The organism is Fretibacterium fastidiosum (assembly GCF_964642095.1).
GTDB classification, from domain to species: domain Bacteria; phylum Synergistota; class Synergistia; order Synergistales; family Aminobacteriaceae; genus Fretibacterium; species Fretibacterium fastidiosum.
Genome location: NZ_OZ209244.1, coordinates 2,112,704 through 2,126,809, shown reverse-complemented (window position 1 = coordinate 2,126,809; position 14,106 = coordinate 2,112,704). Strand labels below are relative to the sequence as shown.

Annotated in this window: 11 protein-coding genes; all 11 read right to left on the bottom strand. The window is 67.3% G+C overall.

All coding sequences use genetic code 11. The annotated features are described in order from the left end of the window. Positions 1–79: 79 nt before the first annotated feature. Positions 80–2,776 carry a flagellin gene (locus ACK28C_RS09550; RefSeq protein ID WP_015557082.1) on the bottom strand — a complete coding sequence of 899 codons (2,697 nt, stop codon included), beginning with the start codon at positions 2,774–2,776 and terminating at the stop codon, positions 80–82. 322 nt (positions 2,777–3,098) lie between these two features. Beyond that, on the bottom strand, positions 3,099–3,272 hold the full coding sequence (locus ACK28C_RS09545; protein ID WP_015557083.1) for a DUF362 domain-containing protein: 174 nt from the start codon (positions 3,270–3,272) through the stop codon (positions 3,099–3,101). Between the two features lie 113 nt (positions 3,273–3,385). Then, complete coding sequence (locus ACK28C_RS09540; RefSeq protein ID WP_243440679.1) at positions 3,386–6,325, bottom strand: DNA translocase FtsK; 2,940 nt, start codon at positions 6,323–6,325, stop codon at positions 3,386–3,388. A 15-nt stretch (positions 6,326–6,340) separates the two neighbouring features. Next, entirely contained in the window at positions 6,341–7,369 is a 1,029-nt protein-coding gene (gene mltG, locus ACK28C_RS09535) for an endolytic transglycosylase MltG (RefSeq protein ID WP_015557084.1), read from the bottom strand. A 153-nt stretch (positions 7,370–7,522) separates the two neighbouring features. Next, a complete protein-coding gene (gene queA, locus ACK28C_RS09530; protein WP_409152092.1) occupies positions 7,523–8,674 on the bottom strand; it encodes a tRNA preQ1(34) S-adenosylmethionine ribosyltransferase-isomerase QueA in 1,152 nt (383 codons plus the stop codon). Further along, positions 8,671–10,146, bottom strand: coding sequence for a SpoIID/LytB domain-containing protein (locus ACK28C_RS09525; protein ID WP_015557085.1), 1,476 nt, complete (start codon positions 10,144–10,146; stop codon positions 8,671–8,673). Before ACK28C_RS09525 ends, queA begins: the two co-directional genes overlap by 4 nt. Beyond that, positions 10,143–11,219 carry a Holliday junction branch migration DNA helicase RuvB gene (gene ruvB / locus ACK28C_RS09520; RefSeq protein WP_015557086.1) on the bottom strand — a complete coding sequence of 359 codons (1,077 nt, stop codon included), beginning with the start codon at positions 11,217–11,219 and terminating at the stop codon, positions 10,143–10,145. The genes ACK28C_RS09525 and ruvB overlap by 4 nt, the downstream gene beginning before the upstream one ends. 2 nt (positions 11,220–11,221) lie before the next feature. Then, positions 11,222–11,863, bottom strand: coding sequence for a Holliday junction branch migration protein RuvA (ruvA, locus tag ACK28C_RS09515; RefSeq protein ID WP_409152091.1), 642 nt, complete (start codon positions 11,861–11,863; stop codon positions 11,222–11,224). Positions 11,864–11,882: 19 nt separating this feature from the next. Further along, positions 11,883–12,398, bottom strand: a complete 516-nt coding sequence (ruvC, locus tag ACK28C_RS09510) for a crossover junction endodeoxyribonuclease RuvC (RefSeq protein ID WP_015557087.1) — start codon at positions 12,396–12,398, stop codon at positions 11,883–11,885. Then, positions 12,398–13,153, bottom strand: a complete 756-nt coding sequence (locus ACK28C_RS09505) for a YebC/PmpR family DNA-binding transcriptional regulator (RefSeq protein ID WP_208873826.1) — start codon at positions 13,151–13,153, stop codon at positions 12,398–12,400. The genes ruvC and ACK28C_RS09505 overlap by 1 nt, the downstream gene beginning before the upstream one ends. 145 nt (positions 13,154–13,298) lie before the next feature. Continuing rightward, a complete protein-coding gene (gene nadE / locus ACK28C_RS09500) occupies positions 13,299–14,033 on the bottom strand; it encodes an NAD(+) synthase (protein ID WP_208873827.1) in 735 nt (244 codons plus the stop codon). Positions 14,034–14,106 lie beyond the last annotated feature (73 nt).

The following is a 14,106-nucleotide window of genomic DNA, read 5'->3' as shown; positions in this document are numbered from 1 at the left end:
AAGAGCAGCGTTGGCACGAAAAGGCCCCCCGGTCGGTAGCCGGGGGGCCTTTTGTCGAGCGGTTTTTTTGCAGGTTACCTCAAGACCTCAAGAGGCTCAAGACGTTCTGGGGAAGCTGGTTCGCCTGAGCCAGCATCGAGGTCCCGGACTGGTTCAGGACCTGAAGCTTCACAAACTCCATCATGGCCTTGGCCATGTCCGCATCCCGGATGCGGCTCTCCGCCGCCGTCAGGTTCGTGCTGGTGGTGGTCAGGTTCGACACCGTGTGTTCCAGCGAGTTCTGGTAGGCGCCAATCTTGGCGCGCTGCGTGGAAACCTTTCCGATGGCCGTGTCCAGGATGGTGATGGCCCGCGTGGCGGACCCGCGGTCCGTCACGATGACGCGGGTAACGCCCAGGGCGTTCGCCCCCATGTTCCCGATGTCGATCGCCAGGTCCTCGCCCTCGTTTGCCCCCACCTGGAAGATCGTGCTGTTGTCCACGATATGCAGCACCGTCTCGTAGGGCGTCCCGTCCGCGGACAGGACGAAGTTCCGCAGGTTCTCGTTCCAGGTCACCTTGATGTTGGCCATGGGATCGAACTCCACGTCCACGTTCTTATGGATCACGCCGATGAGCTGGTTGCCGGACACCTTCACGTTGCTCGCGATCGTCGCGCCCGTGTGGGCGTCGTACACGGAGGCCGTGAAGGAGTTCTCCTTCGCCTCCTGCACCACGTTCAGGGAAAGGGCGTTGACCAGGTCCTCGTTGCCACTGAAGGAGAGGCGGCCCGCCGCCCCGGCCACCAGGGAGCGGATGATGAAGGTCCCCGGCACCGTCTCAAGGCCGTAGTCCTTCTCCGTGCCCTTGCCCACGAACGTCACGAAGTCGTTGGCGTTGCTGACGGCGAAGCGGGCCTGTCCCAGGCCGTTGGCGATGGCGTCGTTCAGCTTGCTGCGCAGCTCGCCCAGCGTGTCCGTGGCATGGAGCGTGATCTTGGTGCTCTTGCCGTCCCCCTGGGAGATGGTGATCGTCTGGGGGTCCGTCAGCATGAAGACGCCCTGGGTGGTCCAGAACTTCTCCAGGTCCCGCAGCTTCACGTCGCTCTTGGCCACCTGCCCGACGTAGGCCGCCTCGAACGTGGCCAGCGTCTTGTCCGCCGTCATCGCGGTCTTGTTGGTGGTCAGGACGATGTCGCCCTCGTAGACCGTGCCGTTCTTGTCGTTGAGGTAGAAGTTCCGGAAGTGCAGCTCCTTCTCCTTCACCTTCTCCGCGTCCAGGCCAAACTTCAAGGTAGCATCGGAAACCGAACCACCCCATTTGTAGGGCCACGTTTCCGTCTGCTGCCCTTCGATCTCCACCGTCTGAGCGTTTGCAGCGGCCTTCTTCGTCACGTTGTAGACGATCTTACCGCCCACCTTGAACCCTGCCGCCGCATTAAGGGTCATCTTCAGCGAATCCGTACCCAGGCCCAAATCTTTGAGGTCAATCGGCGTTCCCTCAGACATGACGATATTATCCTTCACGACGTTCTTAACGGTACCGTCCTCCATGAGGATATTGGCCGTCCCCTTGAAGGTCACGCTCTTAGCCTTCTCGTTGACCGATACCACCTCCAGCAGCACGCTGGCGTTGCCCGTGAGGTTGGCTGGCGTGGCGCCCATCTCCGCATTCAGAGGCGGGACAGGACCGGTGGGAGCAGCGGAGGCCGCCGTAGCAAAAAGGGCTGCCTTGGGCTCCCCTCCTCCGCCAACGGGGGTAATCGAGGTTCCCGAAACCTTGAGGATGCCCGTAGTTGACTTAGGCCCCGTGTACGTCAAGGTGATCTTCCCGCCCGCTTCCGTCGCTTTGACCCCCTCCGGAAGGCCAGCGTTAATCTGCGCCAAAAAATCCGCAACAGTCGTAGTGGCAGTGGTGGCAAATGTTATCGTCTTTGAAACGCCATCCAATTCGACTGTCAGCGTTTTTCCGTTATAGTCCTCGATATTCCCTGCAGTTCCTGCAGCTCCTGCCTGAACCACTCTTGATTCCAACTTATGGGTGTAAAGATCAGCTGGTATACCATAGCTTCCCGTCTTGGCAATATCACTATTTGCCGCAGTATTCAGTGTCCTCATCGTGTACGTCCCTGCGGGCAGATTGTCTACCCGTAGAGCGGAGGCTCCTGCCTTGTCGTTCAGGCTGACGCCCATCGTGACGTTCGGGTGCTTGATTCTGAAGATGTCCGTCTTCTTGGCCTCGGCCTGCCCCGGCGTGGCGGTGATGCTGATCTTGTAGTTGCCCTCGAAGGCGCTCTTCTGGCCGAACTGGTCGATCTCCCGCAGGGAGCCGCGGATGTACGCCTTCGTGGCCAGGTCCGTGGAGGACCAGATGCCCGCCGACGTGCCGTCCAGGAGCTTCTTGTTGTTGAATTGAGTGGCGGTGGAGATGCGGTTGATCTCGTCCTTCAGCTGATCGACCTCGAGCTGAATGTACTCCCGGTCCTGCTGGGTCAGGGTGTCGTTGGCCGCCTGCACCGCAAGCTCCCTCATGCGCTGAAGGATGCTGTGCGTCGAGGCCAGGGCGCCCTCCGCCGTCTGCAGCATGGAGACGCCGTCCTCCGCGTTGCGGATCGCCATGTTCATGCCGCTGATCTGGGCCCGCATCTTCTCGCTGATGGCCAGCCCCGCGGCGTCGTCCGCCGCGCTGTTGATGCGCAGGCCCGTGGAGAGGGTCTGAATGGACTTCTGAAGCGACCTGTTAGTGTTGTTCAGTGCGTTGTAAGCGAAAAGCGCCGGTACGTTGTGGTAGATCCTCATAAGTGTCATAACCTCCTGCAGACGGGCCATCCTGTCCCGTCTCCCAAAGTTCTAAAAAGCCTCCAAAGACCATCCTGGTCCACACCGAAAGAGCGCGCAGAGCGACCACAAACCATGAAAAAAGCTCTGTATTAAGTGTACCACATCCCTCAAAAAAACGGTCGGAGGAGGTCCACTCCGAGGGCGGGCTGCACCGGCCCCGACCTCCCCGCAAGTCAAGCCGTTACACTACCTTTTATCGGCGCTGAGGAGAAAAACTTAAGCGCCGGGGCATAAAAAAACGACGGGGTCGCCCCCGTCGAACGAAGCTGCCTCAAACAGGCTACTGAGAGATGGCGCTGACCGGGCAGGTCGAGACGCAGCTGCCGCACTCGACGCACTTGCCCTCGTCCACCTGCGCGTGTCCGTCCGTCATCGAGATGGCGGAGACGGGGCACGCCCCAACGCAGGACTCGCACCCAACGCACGTACCGGAATCCACTTTCGCCTTAGCCATAGAAAAAACCTCCCCCCAAAAATTAAAACCGTTGAAACACAAACCGTCGCGGGGTCATAAAACCCCGGTCGTTCCATTATATCACAAGGCCTCGGCCGCAGCGGTGGGCGCGATCAGTCCTCGTCGAAGATTCCCCCGGTCCTGGCGCGCTCCAGCGCCTCGAAGGCGCTCTCCTCGTCCAGCAGGATCTGCCGGGGCTTCGTGCTGTTGGGCGTCTGCGGCCCCACGATGCCCAGCTGCTCCATCGCGGTGATGAGGCGGCCCGCCTTGGGGTATCCGATGCTCAAGAGCCTCTGCAGTCCGCTGGCGGAGGTGATGCCCGTCTCCATCACCGTGCGGATGGCCTCCTCCATCTTGGGGTCGTCCACGGCGCCGTTGCCGCCGCGGCCGTCGCCGCCCCCGCCACCGTTGCTGTCCGCGAACTCGATGTAGTCCGGCAGGCCGAACACGCCCTTCATGTACTCCACGAAGTCCAGCGTGCGCTCCTCCGTGATGAAGGGCGACTGAAGGCGGAGGGGACGGGGGAAGCGCGTGCTGCGGAACAGCATGTCCCCCTTGCCCAGCAGCTTGTCCGCACCCCCCGCGTCGATGATGGTGCGGGAGTCCGTCTGGGACGGCACGGCAAAGGCCACTCGCGCAGGCACGTTCGCCTTGATCAGCCCCGTGATCACGTCCACCGAGGGGCGCTGGGTGGCGAGGATCAGGTGGATGCCCGCCGCCCGCGACTTCTGGGCCAGGCGGGCGATGAGGCCCTCCACCTCCTTGCCCGCGGTGTACATGAGGTCCGCCAACTCGTCCACCACCACCACGATGTTCGGGTACCGGTCTTTCGGCAGCACCTTCTCGTTGTAGGGGGCCAGGCTGCGCACCCGTGCCCGCGCGAAGTTCTCCGTCCGGGTCTCCATCTCCTGAACGGCCCAGGTCAGGGCGTCGATGGCCTTGCGTGAGTCGGAGATGGGCCGGGCCAGGAGGTGGGGCAGCCCCTCGTAGATGGCGAACTCCACGTGCTTCGGGTCCACCAGGATCAGCTTCAGCTCGTCCGGCGTGCGGCGCGAACACATCCCCAGGATGCAGGCGTTGACGAACACGCTCTTGCCCGACCCCGTGGTCCCCGCCACGAGCAGGTGGGGCATGTCCTCCAACCCGCAGACCAGGAAGCTGGAGTCCACCTGCATCCCCATCTGCAGCGGCAGCACGGCCTGGCACTCCGCGAACTCCGGGGACTCCATCGCCATCCGCAGGGGGATGCCCCGGCGTTTTGAATTGGGGATCTCGATGCCCACGTAGTGCTGCCCCAGGATGGGAGCCTCCACCCGGACGGAGACGACGGCCAGGGCCATCGTCAGGTCGTTGGCCAGCCCCGCCACCTTGTTGACCTTGGTGCCGGGAGCCAATTCGATCTGAAACTGGACCACCGACGGACCGATCACGATGTGGGCGATGGAGGCGGTGATGCCGAAGTTCTTCAGCGTCTCGACGATGACCTCCCCCTGGGCCGCCGCCGCCGCCGTGGCCTTCTGGTCCGCCACGTCCTCCACCGGGGGGCCGAAGAGGTCCAGCTGCGGCGGAAAGACCCCCTCCAGAGAGCGCCTCTCTTCGACTTCCTCAGGCAACACCACCTCCGGGACCTCCGCCTGAAGGGCCGTGTCCCGTCCGTCGTGCTCCTGCGCCGTATCGCGGTCCCGCGCCCCCGAAGCCCCCCCGGTACCCTCCGAGGCGCTCGCCGCCCGAGGCGCAGGGTCCTGTGGGGGCTGAGGCGGAGCTGGAGGCGCTGTCTGCGGTGCAGCGGACGCGGCCGGCTCCTCCGGCGTCCCCGCCGGGCCGCCTTGCTGAAGGGGCACCTCCTGCGGTTCGGCCGCAGGGGGCGGAACCTCGTCGTCCAGGGGCTTCAGCAGGTCCGGACGCGCGGAGAAGGCCCCGGCCTCCAAAGAGGAAAGGAGGTCGTCCAGGATCTCCACCGTCGTCCTTTTGGGCTGAGCCGCCTCCGAGACGCCGCCGTGGGGCGCCTCATGGGAGGGCTCAGCCCCATCCGGCGCTGCGGAAGGGGGCCGGTCGAAGGCCGACGGCTCCGCCGGAACCTCCGACGCTTCGTCAACCGCCGGCGGCTCCGCGCCGGGGACGTCCGCGCCCCGCTGCAGGGAGGGCGTCGAAATCGGGGATTCGACCTCCTTCGGCCCGGCGGGCACGAAGGAGGAATCGTCCGGAGGGGCCGGAGCGTCCTCACCCTGCCCCTGGGGCATCCGGAGAGGTTCCGGCGCGAAGCCCTGGCCCGCAAGGCCGTTCGGGGTGACCGGCGTCAGGGGGTCGAAGGGGACGCCGCCGGGGGAGGTGTGACGCACCAGGCGCGCCCCGTCCTCCGGCGCCTGCGCTTCCGCGGAGAGCAGGGCGTCGTGGAGGGGGTGGACCTTCCCTACCTGCTCGGCGTAAACCTCGGACCGGGCGGCGGCCTGCCGGGCCGGGAAGGAGGGCGAGGGAGGCTGCTCCCGGCCGGAGGCGGCGTCCGCCTCGCCAGAACGGGGCTCCTCCGGGGCTCCCACGGGCAGGGAAGCCACGAACAGCGCCAGGAGCCGGGAGCCGAAGAAGAAGGCTGCCAGCAGGAATGAGGCCGCCGCCGCCAAAAGGGCGCCCAGCATCCCCAGGTTCAGGACGAAGAGGCGTGCCAGCACCCGCCCCACCTCGCCCGGCTCGAAGAAGCTCCACGCCGGGTTCCAGCCCACGTGTCGGGCGATGCCCAGCATGAAGGCCAGCGAGACGTAGAGCTGCGCCGTCCCCAGGACCTGCCCCAGGGGCCGGGGGATGCGGAAGCGGACAAGCCGCGCAAAACACAGGTAGAGCAGGAACAAAAGAGGAATCAGCACCGCGCCACCCCAGACCGTGCGCAGGTACTCGCCGAGCCGCCCCCCCGACTGCCCGACCCACGAGCTGTTGAAGAGGGCGGCCATGACGTAGACGTCAACGGCGATCAGGAACAGGACGATCAACTCGCCCCAGTTCCCTCTGGCCGAGGCCGCCCTGCGGCCGCCCTCCCGTTCCGCATCGTAATTCAAGGCCACCTGGCTTCCTCCCTTCTACAGCCCGGAGCGCGCCCTGTCCACGTTGCGCAGGTGCTCCGCATAGGTCTTTGCAAAGTAATGGTAGCCGTCCTTCCCCGCGACGTAGTAGTAGTCCCCGCCGTCCTCCGGACTGAGGGCCGCGTCCCAGGCGGCGGTGCCGGGGACGCAGATGGGCCCCGGCGGCAGCCCGGAAACGCGATAGGTGTTGTAGGGGGAATCGACCCCCAGGTCGCTCCGCAGCACCCTGGTGAGCCGACGGCCCTGGAGCTTCCAAGCGTAGACGACCGTAGCGTCGATCTGGAGCGGCATTCCGTCCTTCAGCCTGCGCTGGATCACGCCGGCCACCCTGGGCGCCTCGGAGTCGTGAAGGACCTCCCGCTCCACCATGGAGGCGATGACGGCCGCCCGGTGCAGCTCCTGCTTCGTCATCCTCGCTGCGGCAGCGCCAAGCCGCCTCCACCACTGGGCGCTGGCCGCCCGCACGAGTTCGGCCGGGGTGCGCTCCAGCACGAGGTAGCTCTCCGGCTGGAGGAAGGCCAGCCGAGAGGGCTCGTCCTCCGGCAGCTTCACCCGCATCGCCTCAGGGTAGTTGGCGTCGTCCATGACCGCCTGGTGCAGCGCGTCGCCCTCCGACGCGACGTCGAGGGAGAGGGCCTCCCGCAGGGAGTAAGCGTCCGCGCCGGGGATGAGGGTCATCCGCAGCAGGCAGGGTCGCGCCTCCCGAAGCTGCCGCGCCACATACCAGGGGGCGGAGCGCACCACCTTGTAGTATCCGGGCTGCATCCGCCGGTCCAGGCCGAAATGGACCATCCATCGGGCCAGCTCCCCGGCGCTGCCCTCCAGGGCCCCCTGATCCTCGAAGGCCTGGGCGATCTGCCGCGCGTTCGTCCCCGGCGCCACCAGGACGGTGACGGGCTCCCCCTCCGGAACGGGCAAAAGCCTTTCCCAGAGAGGACCGGGGACCTTGAAATAAAAGGCCGCACCGCCGGCGCACAGCAGGAGAACCGCCAACGCCGGGAGAAATTTCCTGACCGCTCGCTTCATCGTCCATTCACACCTTGTACTCGAGGAAGCTCTGATTGAGCTCAAAAAATCGTTGAAAACGATCGCTCAAGGGCATTCGGGTGTCCTTCAGCGCTTCCCTGGAATTTTAACCTGGGGCTGCGCCCCAATATCCCCGCTCCGTCCGTCCGCGCCTCAGCGCTGTATGAACATGGCGTCTCCGAAGGAAAAGAAGCGGTATCCCGCCTCCGCCGCCGCTCCGTAGACGGAGAGCAGCCGGGCCACCGCCCGCTCCTCCCGCCCCTCGAAGCCGCCCAGGTTCGCGACGAAGGCCGCGACCAGCATCAGCAGGGAGCTCCTGGGAAGGTGGAAGTTCGTGATCATGGCGTCCACCACCTGAAACTCGAAGCCCGGATAGATGTACAGCCCCGTGTCCATGAGCCCCGAACGGACCTCACCGCCCCCGGCGGCCATGGACTCCAGCGTGCGCACGACGGTGGTCCCGGAGGCGATGACGCGCCCTCCCCGCCGCCGGCACTCGCGCACGGCCCGCACCGTCGCCTCTGGAACCTCGCAGGGCTCCTCGTGGATGACGTGTTCCCGAATGTCCTCCGCCTTGACCGGACGGAAGGTCCCCAGCCCCACGTGGAGCGTCACCCAGGCCCGACGGACGCCCATCGCGTCGATGGCGTCCAGGAGGCCGGGGGTGAAGTGCAGGCTGGCCGTCGGGGCGGCCACGGAGCCGTCCCGCTGGGCGAAGACCGTCTGATAGGCCTCCCGCCAGTCGCCCTCGCTGTGAATGTAGGGAGGGAGCGGCACGTGGCCGAAGGCGTCGAGAAAGATCAAGACGTCCCGGCGCCCCTCCCCCACGCGTACCACCCGCACCCCATCGTCCTCGCAGGCTTCGATCCTGAGGGCGCGGCCCCCCACCTCCACCGCCGACCCGGCCCTCAACCGCCGGCCCGGTCGGACCAGGGCCCGCCAACAGCACAGGTCCTGCGACACGGGGCTGAGGAGCAGGACCTCCGCCGCTCCGCCCCCGGGGATGCGCCTGCCCAGGAGCCGCGCGGGAAGGACCCGCGTGTCGTTCAGCACGAGCAGGTCCTCCGGCCTCAAGAACTCCAGGACGTCGCGAAAGCGGCGGTGCCGCACCTCATTTGAGGCCACGTCCCAGACCAGGAGCCTCGACGAGTCCCTGGGGTCCGCGGGGACCTGGGCGATGCGGTCCTCGGAGAGGGGATAGTCGTAGGTTTCCAGGCTGAACAGTGCGTCGTGAGAAAGGGACGGCGTCCGATCCGCGGGGGCCGGGCCCGACGGCTGTGAGTGGGAGTCCATCGTCATCATCATCGGTAGCGTTTGACCTCCGTCCCCGGATAGTAGTGCATCAGGATGCGTTCGCCCTTCCAGCCGTTCTTGGCCAGCGTCAGGCTCCCCCACTGGGAAAGCCCCACGCCGTGCCCCCACCCCCTGCCGCAGAAGACGAAGACGTCCCCCTCCCGCGCGACGGTAAAGCCGCCAGCCCCCGTGACAGGCGCGACAGGCGCAGCGGGCACGACGGGCACGGGCTTCCGCGCGGGCTGCGGGGCCGGCGCGCTGCCGCCCGTCCGCTGGAGGCCGATGTAGAAGTAGCCCTTCTTCTTGTTCGGGTTGGAGAGCATGTCCACCAACTCCGACGTCGTGAAGACGCCGTCCGCCGTCATCTGCGCCAGGCGCTTTTCCTGAGCGAAGGTCATGGGGTCCCTCGATGTGGGGACGGGGGGGAGCGGCCGTCCGTCCACGGGCGCGGGGCGGCTTTCCTGAGGCGTCTTTGGCTGCTGCTGCGGCGCGACGGGCGGGGTCCCCGCCCTTGACGTCAGCATGGTGCTCTTCAGGAGGTTCGGGCCTATGGCCGTCCGAAACTGGCTGGCCCTTACCGAACTCGTCCCGCGGCTGCCGGTGAAGGTCAGCGCCGTAGCCCGCCCCCCCTTATCGACGCGGGCGACCCGCACCTCCGAGAGAGCCCCGACGCCGGCCTTGATCCTCGCCAGGGCGGCCTCGATGCTGCCCCTCGGTATCCTGACCGACCAGGAGGCGTTGGGCGAGGCATAGGCGACGGGCTCCGGGACGCCGGCAAGGTAGGGCAAGGCCCTTCCCCAGACGTCGGCGTTGTTCGCCGTGTGTCCGCCGCTGTCGGAGTGGAAGGGCGTGAAGGCCAGATCGCTTCCGTAGGTCAATATCTCGCGCTCCGTGCTGGCCACCGCCTGATTGGTCGCGGCCGTCTCAACCCCCGCTCCCCTGTAGACCTGGTCGGCGACGGTGTCGGTGACGTCATAGCCCCGGCTGGAGCGGGCCATGCTCTGCCGCAGCGCGTAGGTTCGGGAGATGATCGCCTGCACCCTCAGCGCCTCCATGGGCCAGGAGGCCCCCACCTCGGCGGGCAGCACCCCCCGCAGGTAGTCCTCCAGGTCCAGGACGTTCAGGAGGCCCCGGCTCGTGATCAGGAAGGCGCCGCGATAACGCCGGTTGTTGAAGCGCATGAGCCCGCCGCCGGTGATCCGGACCGGCAGCGCAAAGGCCGTCTTCCCCGACAGGAGGCGTCCGCCGGAGACTCGCAGGGCCGCGGGGTTCCCCAGCGGATAGGCCTTGCCCCCGCCGTCCACCAGCGTCATCGCCCCGTCCGAGGCCACGGTGTAGCTCCCCGCGGCGGAGAGGCGGACGTAGATATCCCGCGCCTCCGCCCCCGTCGCAAGCGGCGCCAGAAGCAGCAGGGCCAGAAGGCCCCACAGCCGCAGGATTCCTGGCGGCACCCTGCCCCCTCCCCGCGCAGCGTATCCGGTCATTGGTCCTCCTCCTGTTCCGCCCCGAAGGGAAGGCGCAGTTCCTCGTCCGGCCGCCGCCTCATGGGACACCCAAGGTAGGCGTAGGCGTTGGACGTGGCCCGCCGCCCTCGCGGCGTCCTCTCAAGGAACCCCTTCTGGATCAAGTAGGGCTCGTAGATATCCTCGATGGTCTGAGGTTCCTCATTGATGGCCGCCGCAATGGTCCCCAGCCCTACGGGGCCGCCGTCAAAGCGCTCGACGACCGCTCTCAGTATCTGGCGGTCCCCCTCGTCCATGCCCTCCGCGTCGATGTCCAGCATGTTCATGGCCCGGTCCGCGATGTCCGCATCGATCTCTCCCGTCCCTTTGACGGAAGCCACGTCGCGGACCCGCCGCAGGAGCTTCAGCACCACCCGCGGCGTCCCCCGCGCCCGGCGGGCGATCTCGATCGCGGCATCCCCCGCGATGCGTATGCCCAGCACCCCGGCGGCCCGCAGGACGATGCGGGCCAGCTCCTGCTCCGTGTAGAGCGAGAGCTGCTCCACGATGCCGAACCGCGCCCTCAGGGGCGAGGTCAGAAGGCCCAGCCGCGTGGTGGCCCCGCAGAGCGTGAAGCGCGGCAGGGCGAGGCCGATGGTCTTGGCCAGGGGGCCCTTGCCGACGACGATGTGCAGCTCAAAATCCTCCATGGCGGGGTAGAGGATCTCCTCCACCTGGCGCGGCATACTGTGGATCTCGTCGATGAAGAGGACGTCGTTGGCCTCGAGGTTGGAGACGATGGCGGCGAGGTCCCCCGCCCGCTCCAGGGCCGGGCCCGTCGTCTTGCGAAGCTGCCCTCCCATCTCCTGGGCGATGATCTCCGCCAGCGTGGTCTTGCCCAGACCGGGAGGGCCGTAGAAGAGGACGTGATCCAGGGGCTCGCCCCGGCCCCGGGCCGCGTCGATATAGATGCGCAGCTTCTCGCGCACCCTCTCCTGACCGATGAAGTCCGCCAGAGCGCGCGGGCGGACGGTGGCGTCCTCCGCAGCGCGCGGAGAGGAGAAAAAACGCCCCTCGTCCTCCGCCCCGATGGGGGTTCTCGCGTCCTCGGACATCGCTAACGGCCTCCTCTGTGCAGTTCTCTCAGGGCAAGCTTCAGGAGCGTCTCCGCATCCAGCCCGTCAAAGGCCTCCCCCTGAGCGGCGCGCAGCAGCGCCAGGACGGAGGCTGCATCCGCCTGCGTAAAGCCCAGCCCCACGAGGGCCTCCGCCACCGTGTCGGCGGTCCGGCTCGGCACGCCCTCGCCCTGGGCGGCGGACTGGATCAGCCCGTCGGGCAGGAGGGAGCGCAGCTCGAAGCACAGCCGCTCCGCCGTCTTCTTCCCAACGCCCGGCGCGCGGGTGAAGGCCGCGACGTCCGCCAGGGAGACGGCCCGCAGCACCTCGTCCACCGAGAGTGCGGAGAGGATGGCCATCCCCGTCCTGCCCCCGACGCCCTTGATCGCCACGACCTTCAGAAAGAGCTCCCGTTCGCGCTCCGAGGCAAAGCCGTAGAGCGCCGCGCCGGCCTCGGATATCTGGAGGTAGGTCGTGAGCCTCACCCGCTGCCCCACAGAACACAGCGCAGCAGCGGCCCGCGTGCAGAGGAGGTCGAAGCCGAGCCCGTTCACGTCCAGCAGGACCGACGTCTCCGACACGCCGAGGACGACGCCCGTCAGCGACCGGATCACGGCCCGGTCCTCTGGGCGCGTCCGGCCCACGGCCTCCGGCCCTTCGCCCTCATGCCCCGGCCGCCCTCAGCTCTTCGTCCCTCATGAGCGCAAAGCCGGTGATGGCGGCCGCCAGGGCGTCCGCCGTGTCGTCCGGCGAAGGGACCCGGTCTAGCCCCAGGAAGCGCTGGGTCATCCGCTGGACCTGCCGCTTGTCCGCCCCCCCCGTGCCGCAGACGGCCAGCTTGATCTGGTTCGGCTTCGGCTCGACGACCGCCAGGCCCCGCTGGGCCGCCAGGAGCATCACCACGCCCCGCGCCTGCCAGACGAACTCCGCCGTTGTGGCGTTGTGGCCGAAGAAGAGGCGCTCCACGGACATAAAAGCGGGGGCGCAGCGTTCAAGCTGTTCCCCCAACTTGGCATAGATCTGCAGGATGCGCTGCATGAAGGACAGCTTTGGGCTGGTCTCAATGCACCCGTACTCCAGCGCTCGAAAGCGTGAGCCGCTCCGGGCGACGGCGCCGTACCCCACCCGCGCCAGGCCGGGGTCCACGCCGAGACAGACCCTCTCGCCCGACGGCGCCATCACTCCGCGTCCAGCTGAGCGGCGACCTCGTCCGGGATGTCGAGGTTCGAGTAGACGTTCTGGACGTCGTCGTGCTCCTCCAGGACGTCGATCAGGCGCGCTGCCTTGCGCGCGGCCTCCACCTCCGACACCTCGACGGGCGTCTTGGCGAGCATGGAGACTTCCGCGTTCTCCACGACGTAGCCCGCCTTCTCAAGGGCCGCCTGGAGTGCGTCCAGCTCCGGGGGCTCGCAGTAGAGCGTGTACCCCTCCCCCGACGGCTCCATGTCCGTCATGCCGGCGTCCAGGCCGCAGGTCATCAGGGCATCCTCGTCCAGCCCCTCGCCCTTCACCTCAACGACGCCCCGGCGGTCGAACATCCAGGCGACGCTGCCGGACTCGCCCATCTGCCCGCCGTTGCGGGTCAGGAGCGCGCGGATTTCGGGCGTCGTGCGGTTCCGGTTGTCCGTCAGCACGGAGACGAGAACCGCGATGCCACTGGGCCCGTAGGCCTCGTAGAGCAGCTCCTCGTAGGTCACATCGCCCAACTCGCCCGTGCCCCTCTTGATGGCGCGGGTGATGTTGTCCTGCGGGACGCTGACGGCCTTGGCCCGCTCGATCGCCGTCTTGAGCCGCATGTTCATGCCGGGGTCACCGCCGCCCTCCTTCGCCGCGATGATGATCGCCCGCACCAGCTTCTGAAAAAGGTTGCCGCGCTTGGCGTCCTGCGCCGCCTTGCGGTGCTTGATGTTCGCCCACTTGGAATGCCCTGACAAAAAGATCACCTCATCGAAAGAATTTCACCAAACTCAAGCCCAGTCCCTGGCTCCGAAGGGGGCCGGTTCCTCATTTAAGGTTTAAATTTTATCTTATAACCTGCCGTATATCCAGTCCCAGGGCGTCGGTTCGGGCCGCAGCGCCTCAGACGCGCGGCACGCAGATGGGGACCGGCAGGCGCTTGTGCCCGCTCCTGCGCCTCATGGCCTCGACGCGCTCCCGGAAGGGTCCGTCCCGCGCCGTCCCGTCGCTCAGGTAGCGGTCCAGGTCGTCGTAGGTGAAGCCCATGTCCCCCTCGTCCGTCTGCCCCTCCCAGAAGCCGGCGCTGGGGGCCTTGGCGACGATGCGCTCCGGGACGCCCAGGACGCGGGCCGCGGCGCGCACCTCGCACTTCAGGAGGTCCGCCAGGGGCAGCAGGTCCGCCGCCGAGTCCCCGAACTTCGTGAAGTACCCCGTCTCGTACTCCGAGCGGTTGCTGGTCCCGCAGACGAGCAGGGACAGCGTCTGAGCCGCTGCGTAGAGCGTGCTCATGCGCAGCCGCGCCTTGAGGTTCGCTCCCGCCAGGTCCGTCGGCTCCACGCCCGCCGCCTTCATCCCCAGGACCAGCGCATCGTAGGCGGCGGTGAGCTCCACCGTCCTGTGGGGGATGTCGAGCGCCCCGGCCACGAGAAGGGCGTCCGCCTCGTCGCCGGGAAGGCTGTGGCAGGGCATGATGATGGCCAGCATGTCCCGTCCGAAGGCCCGGCGCCCCAGGGCGGCCGCCACGGCGGAATCGACCCCGCCCGAAAGGCCCACCACGATCCCCCGCGCTCCGGCCCCGGCCGCCTGCTCCTTCATCCATCGCTCTATGAATGTCGTCACCTTGTCCGCATCGCGCATCCGCAAGAGAAACGCCTCCCCAGGGCGGCCCTTCCTCGACGGAAACGCCGGGCCATCGAGGGCGCGGCGGCGG

What these genes read in the sequence shown, in the direction of transcription:
- ACK28C_RS09550 (WP_015557082.1), bottom strand. Translation starts at nt 2,776, where the DNA reads ATGAGGATCTACCACAACGTACCGGCGCTTTTCGCTTACAACGCACTG.
- ACK28C_RS09545 (WP_015557083.1), bottom strand. Translation starts at nt 3,272, where the DNA reads ATGGCTAAGGCGAAAGTGGATTCCGGTACGTGCGTTGGGTGCGAGTCC.
- mltG (WP_015557084.1), bottom strand. Translation starts at nt 7,369, where the DNA reads ATGAAGCGAGCGGTCAGGAAATTTCTCCCGGCGTTGGCGGTTCTCCTG.
- queA (WP_409152092.1), bottom strand. Translation starts at nt 8,674, where the DNA reads ATGATGATGACGATGGACTCCCACTCACAGCCGTCGGGCCCGGCCCCC.
- ACK28C_RS09525 (WP_015557085.1), bottom strand. Translation starts at nt 10,146, where the DNA reads ATGACCGGATACGCTGCGCGGGGAGGGGGCAGGGTGCCGCCAGGAATC.
- ruvB (WP_015557086.1), bottom strand. Translation starts at nt 11,219, where the DNA reads ATGTCCGAGGACGCGAGAACCCCCATCGGGGCGGAGGACGAGGGGCGT.
- ruvC (WP_015557087.1), bottom strand. Translation starts at nt 12,398, where the DNA reads ATGGCGCCGTCGGGCGAGAGGGTCTGTCTCGGCGTGGACCCCGGCCTG.
- nadE (WP_208873827.1), bottom strand. Translation starts at nt 14,033, where the DNA reads ATGCGCGATGCGGACAAGGTGACGACATTCATAGAGCGATGGATGAAG.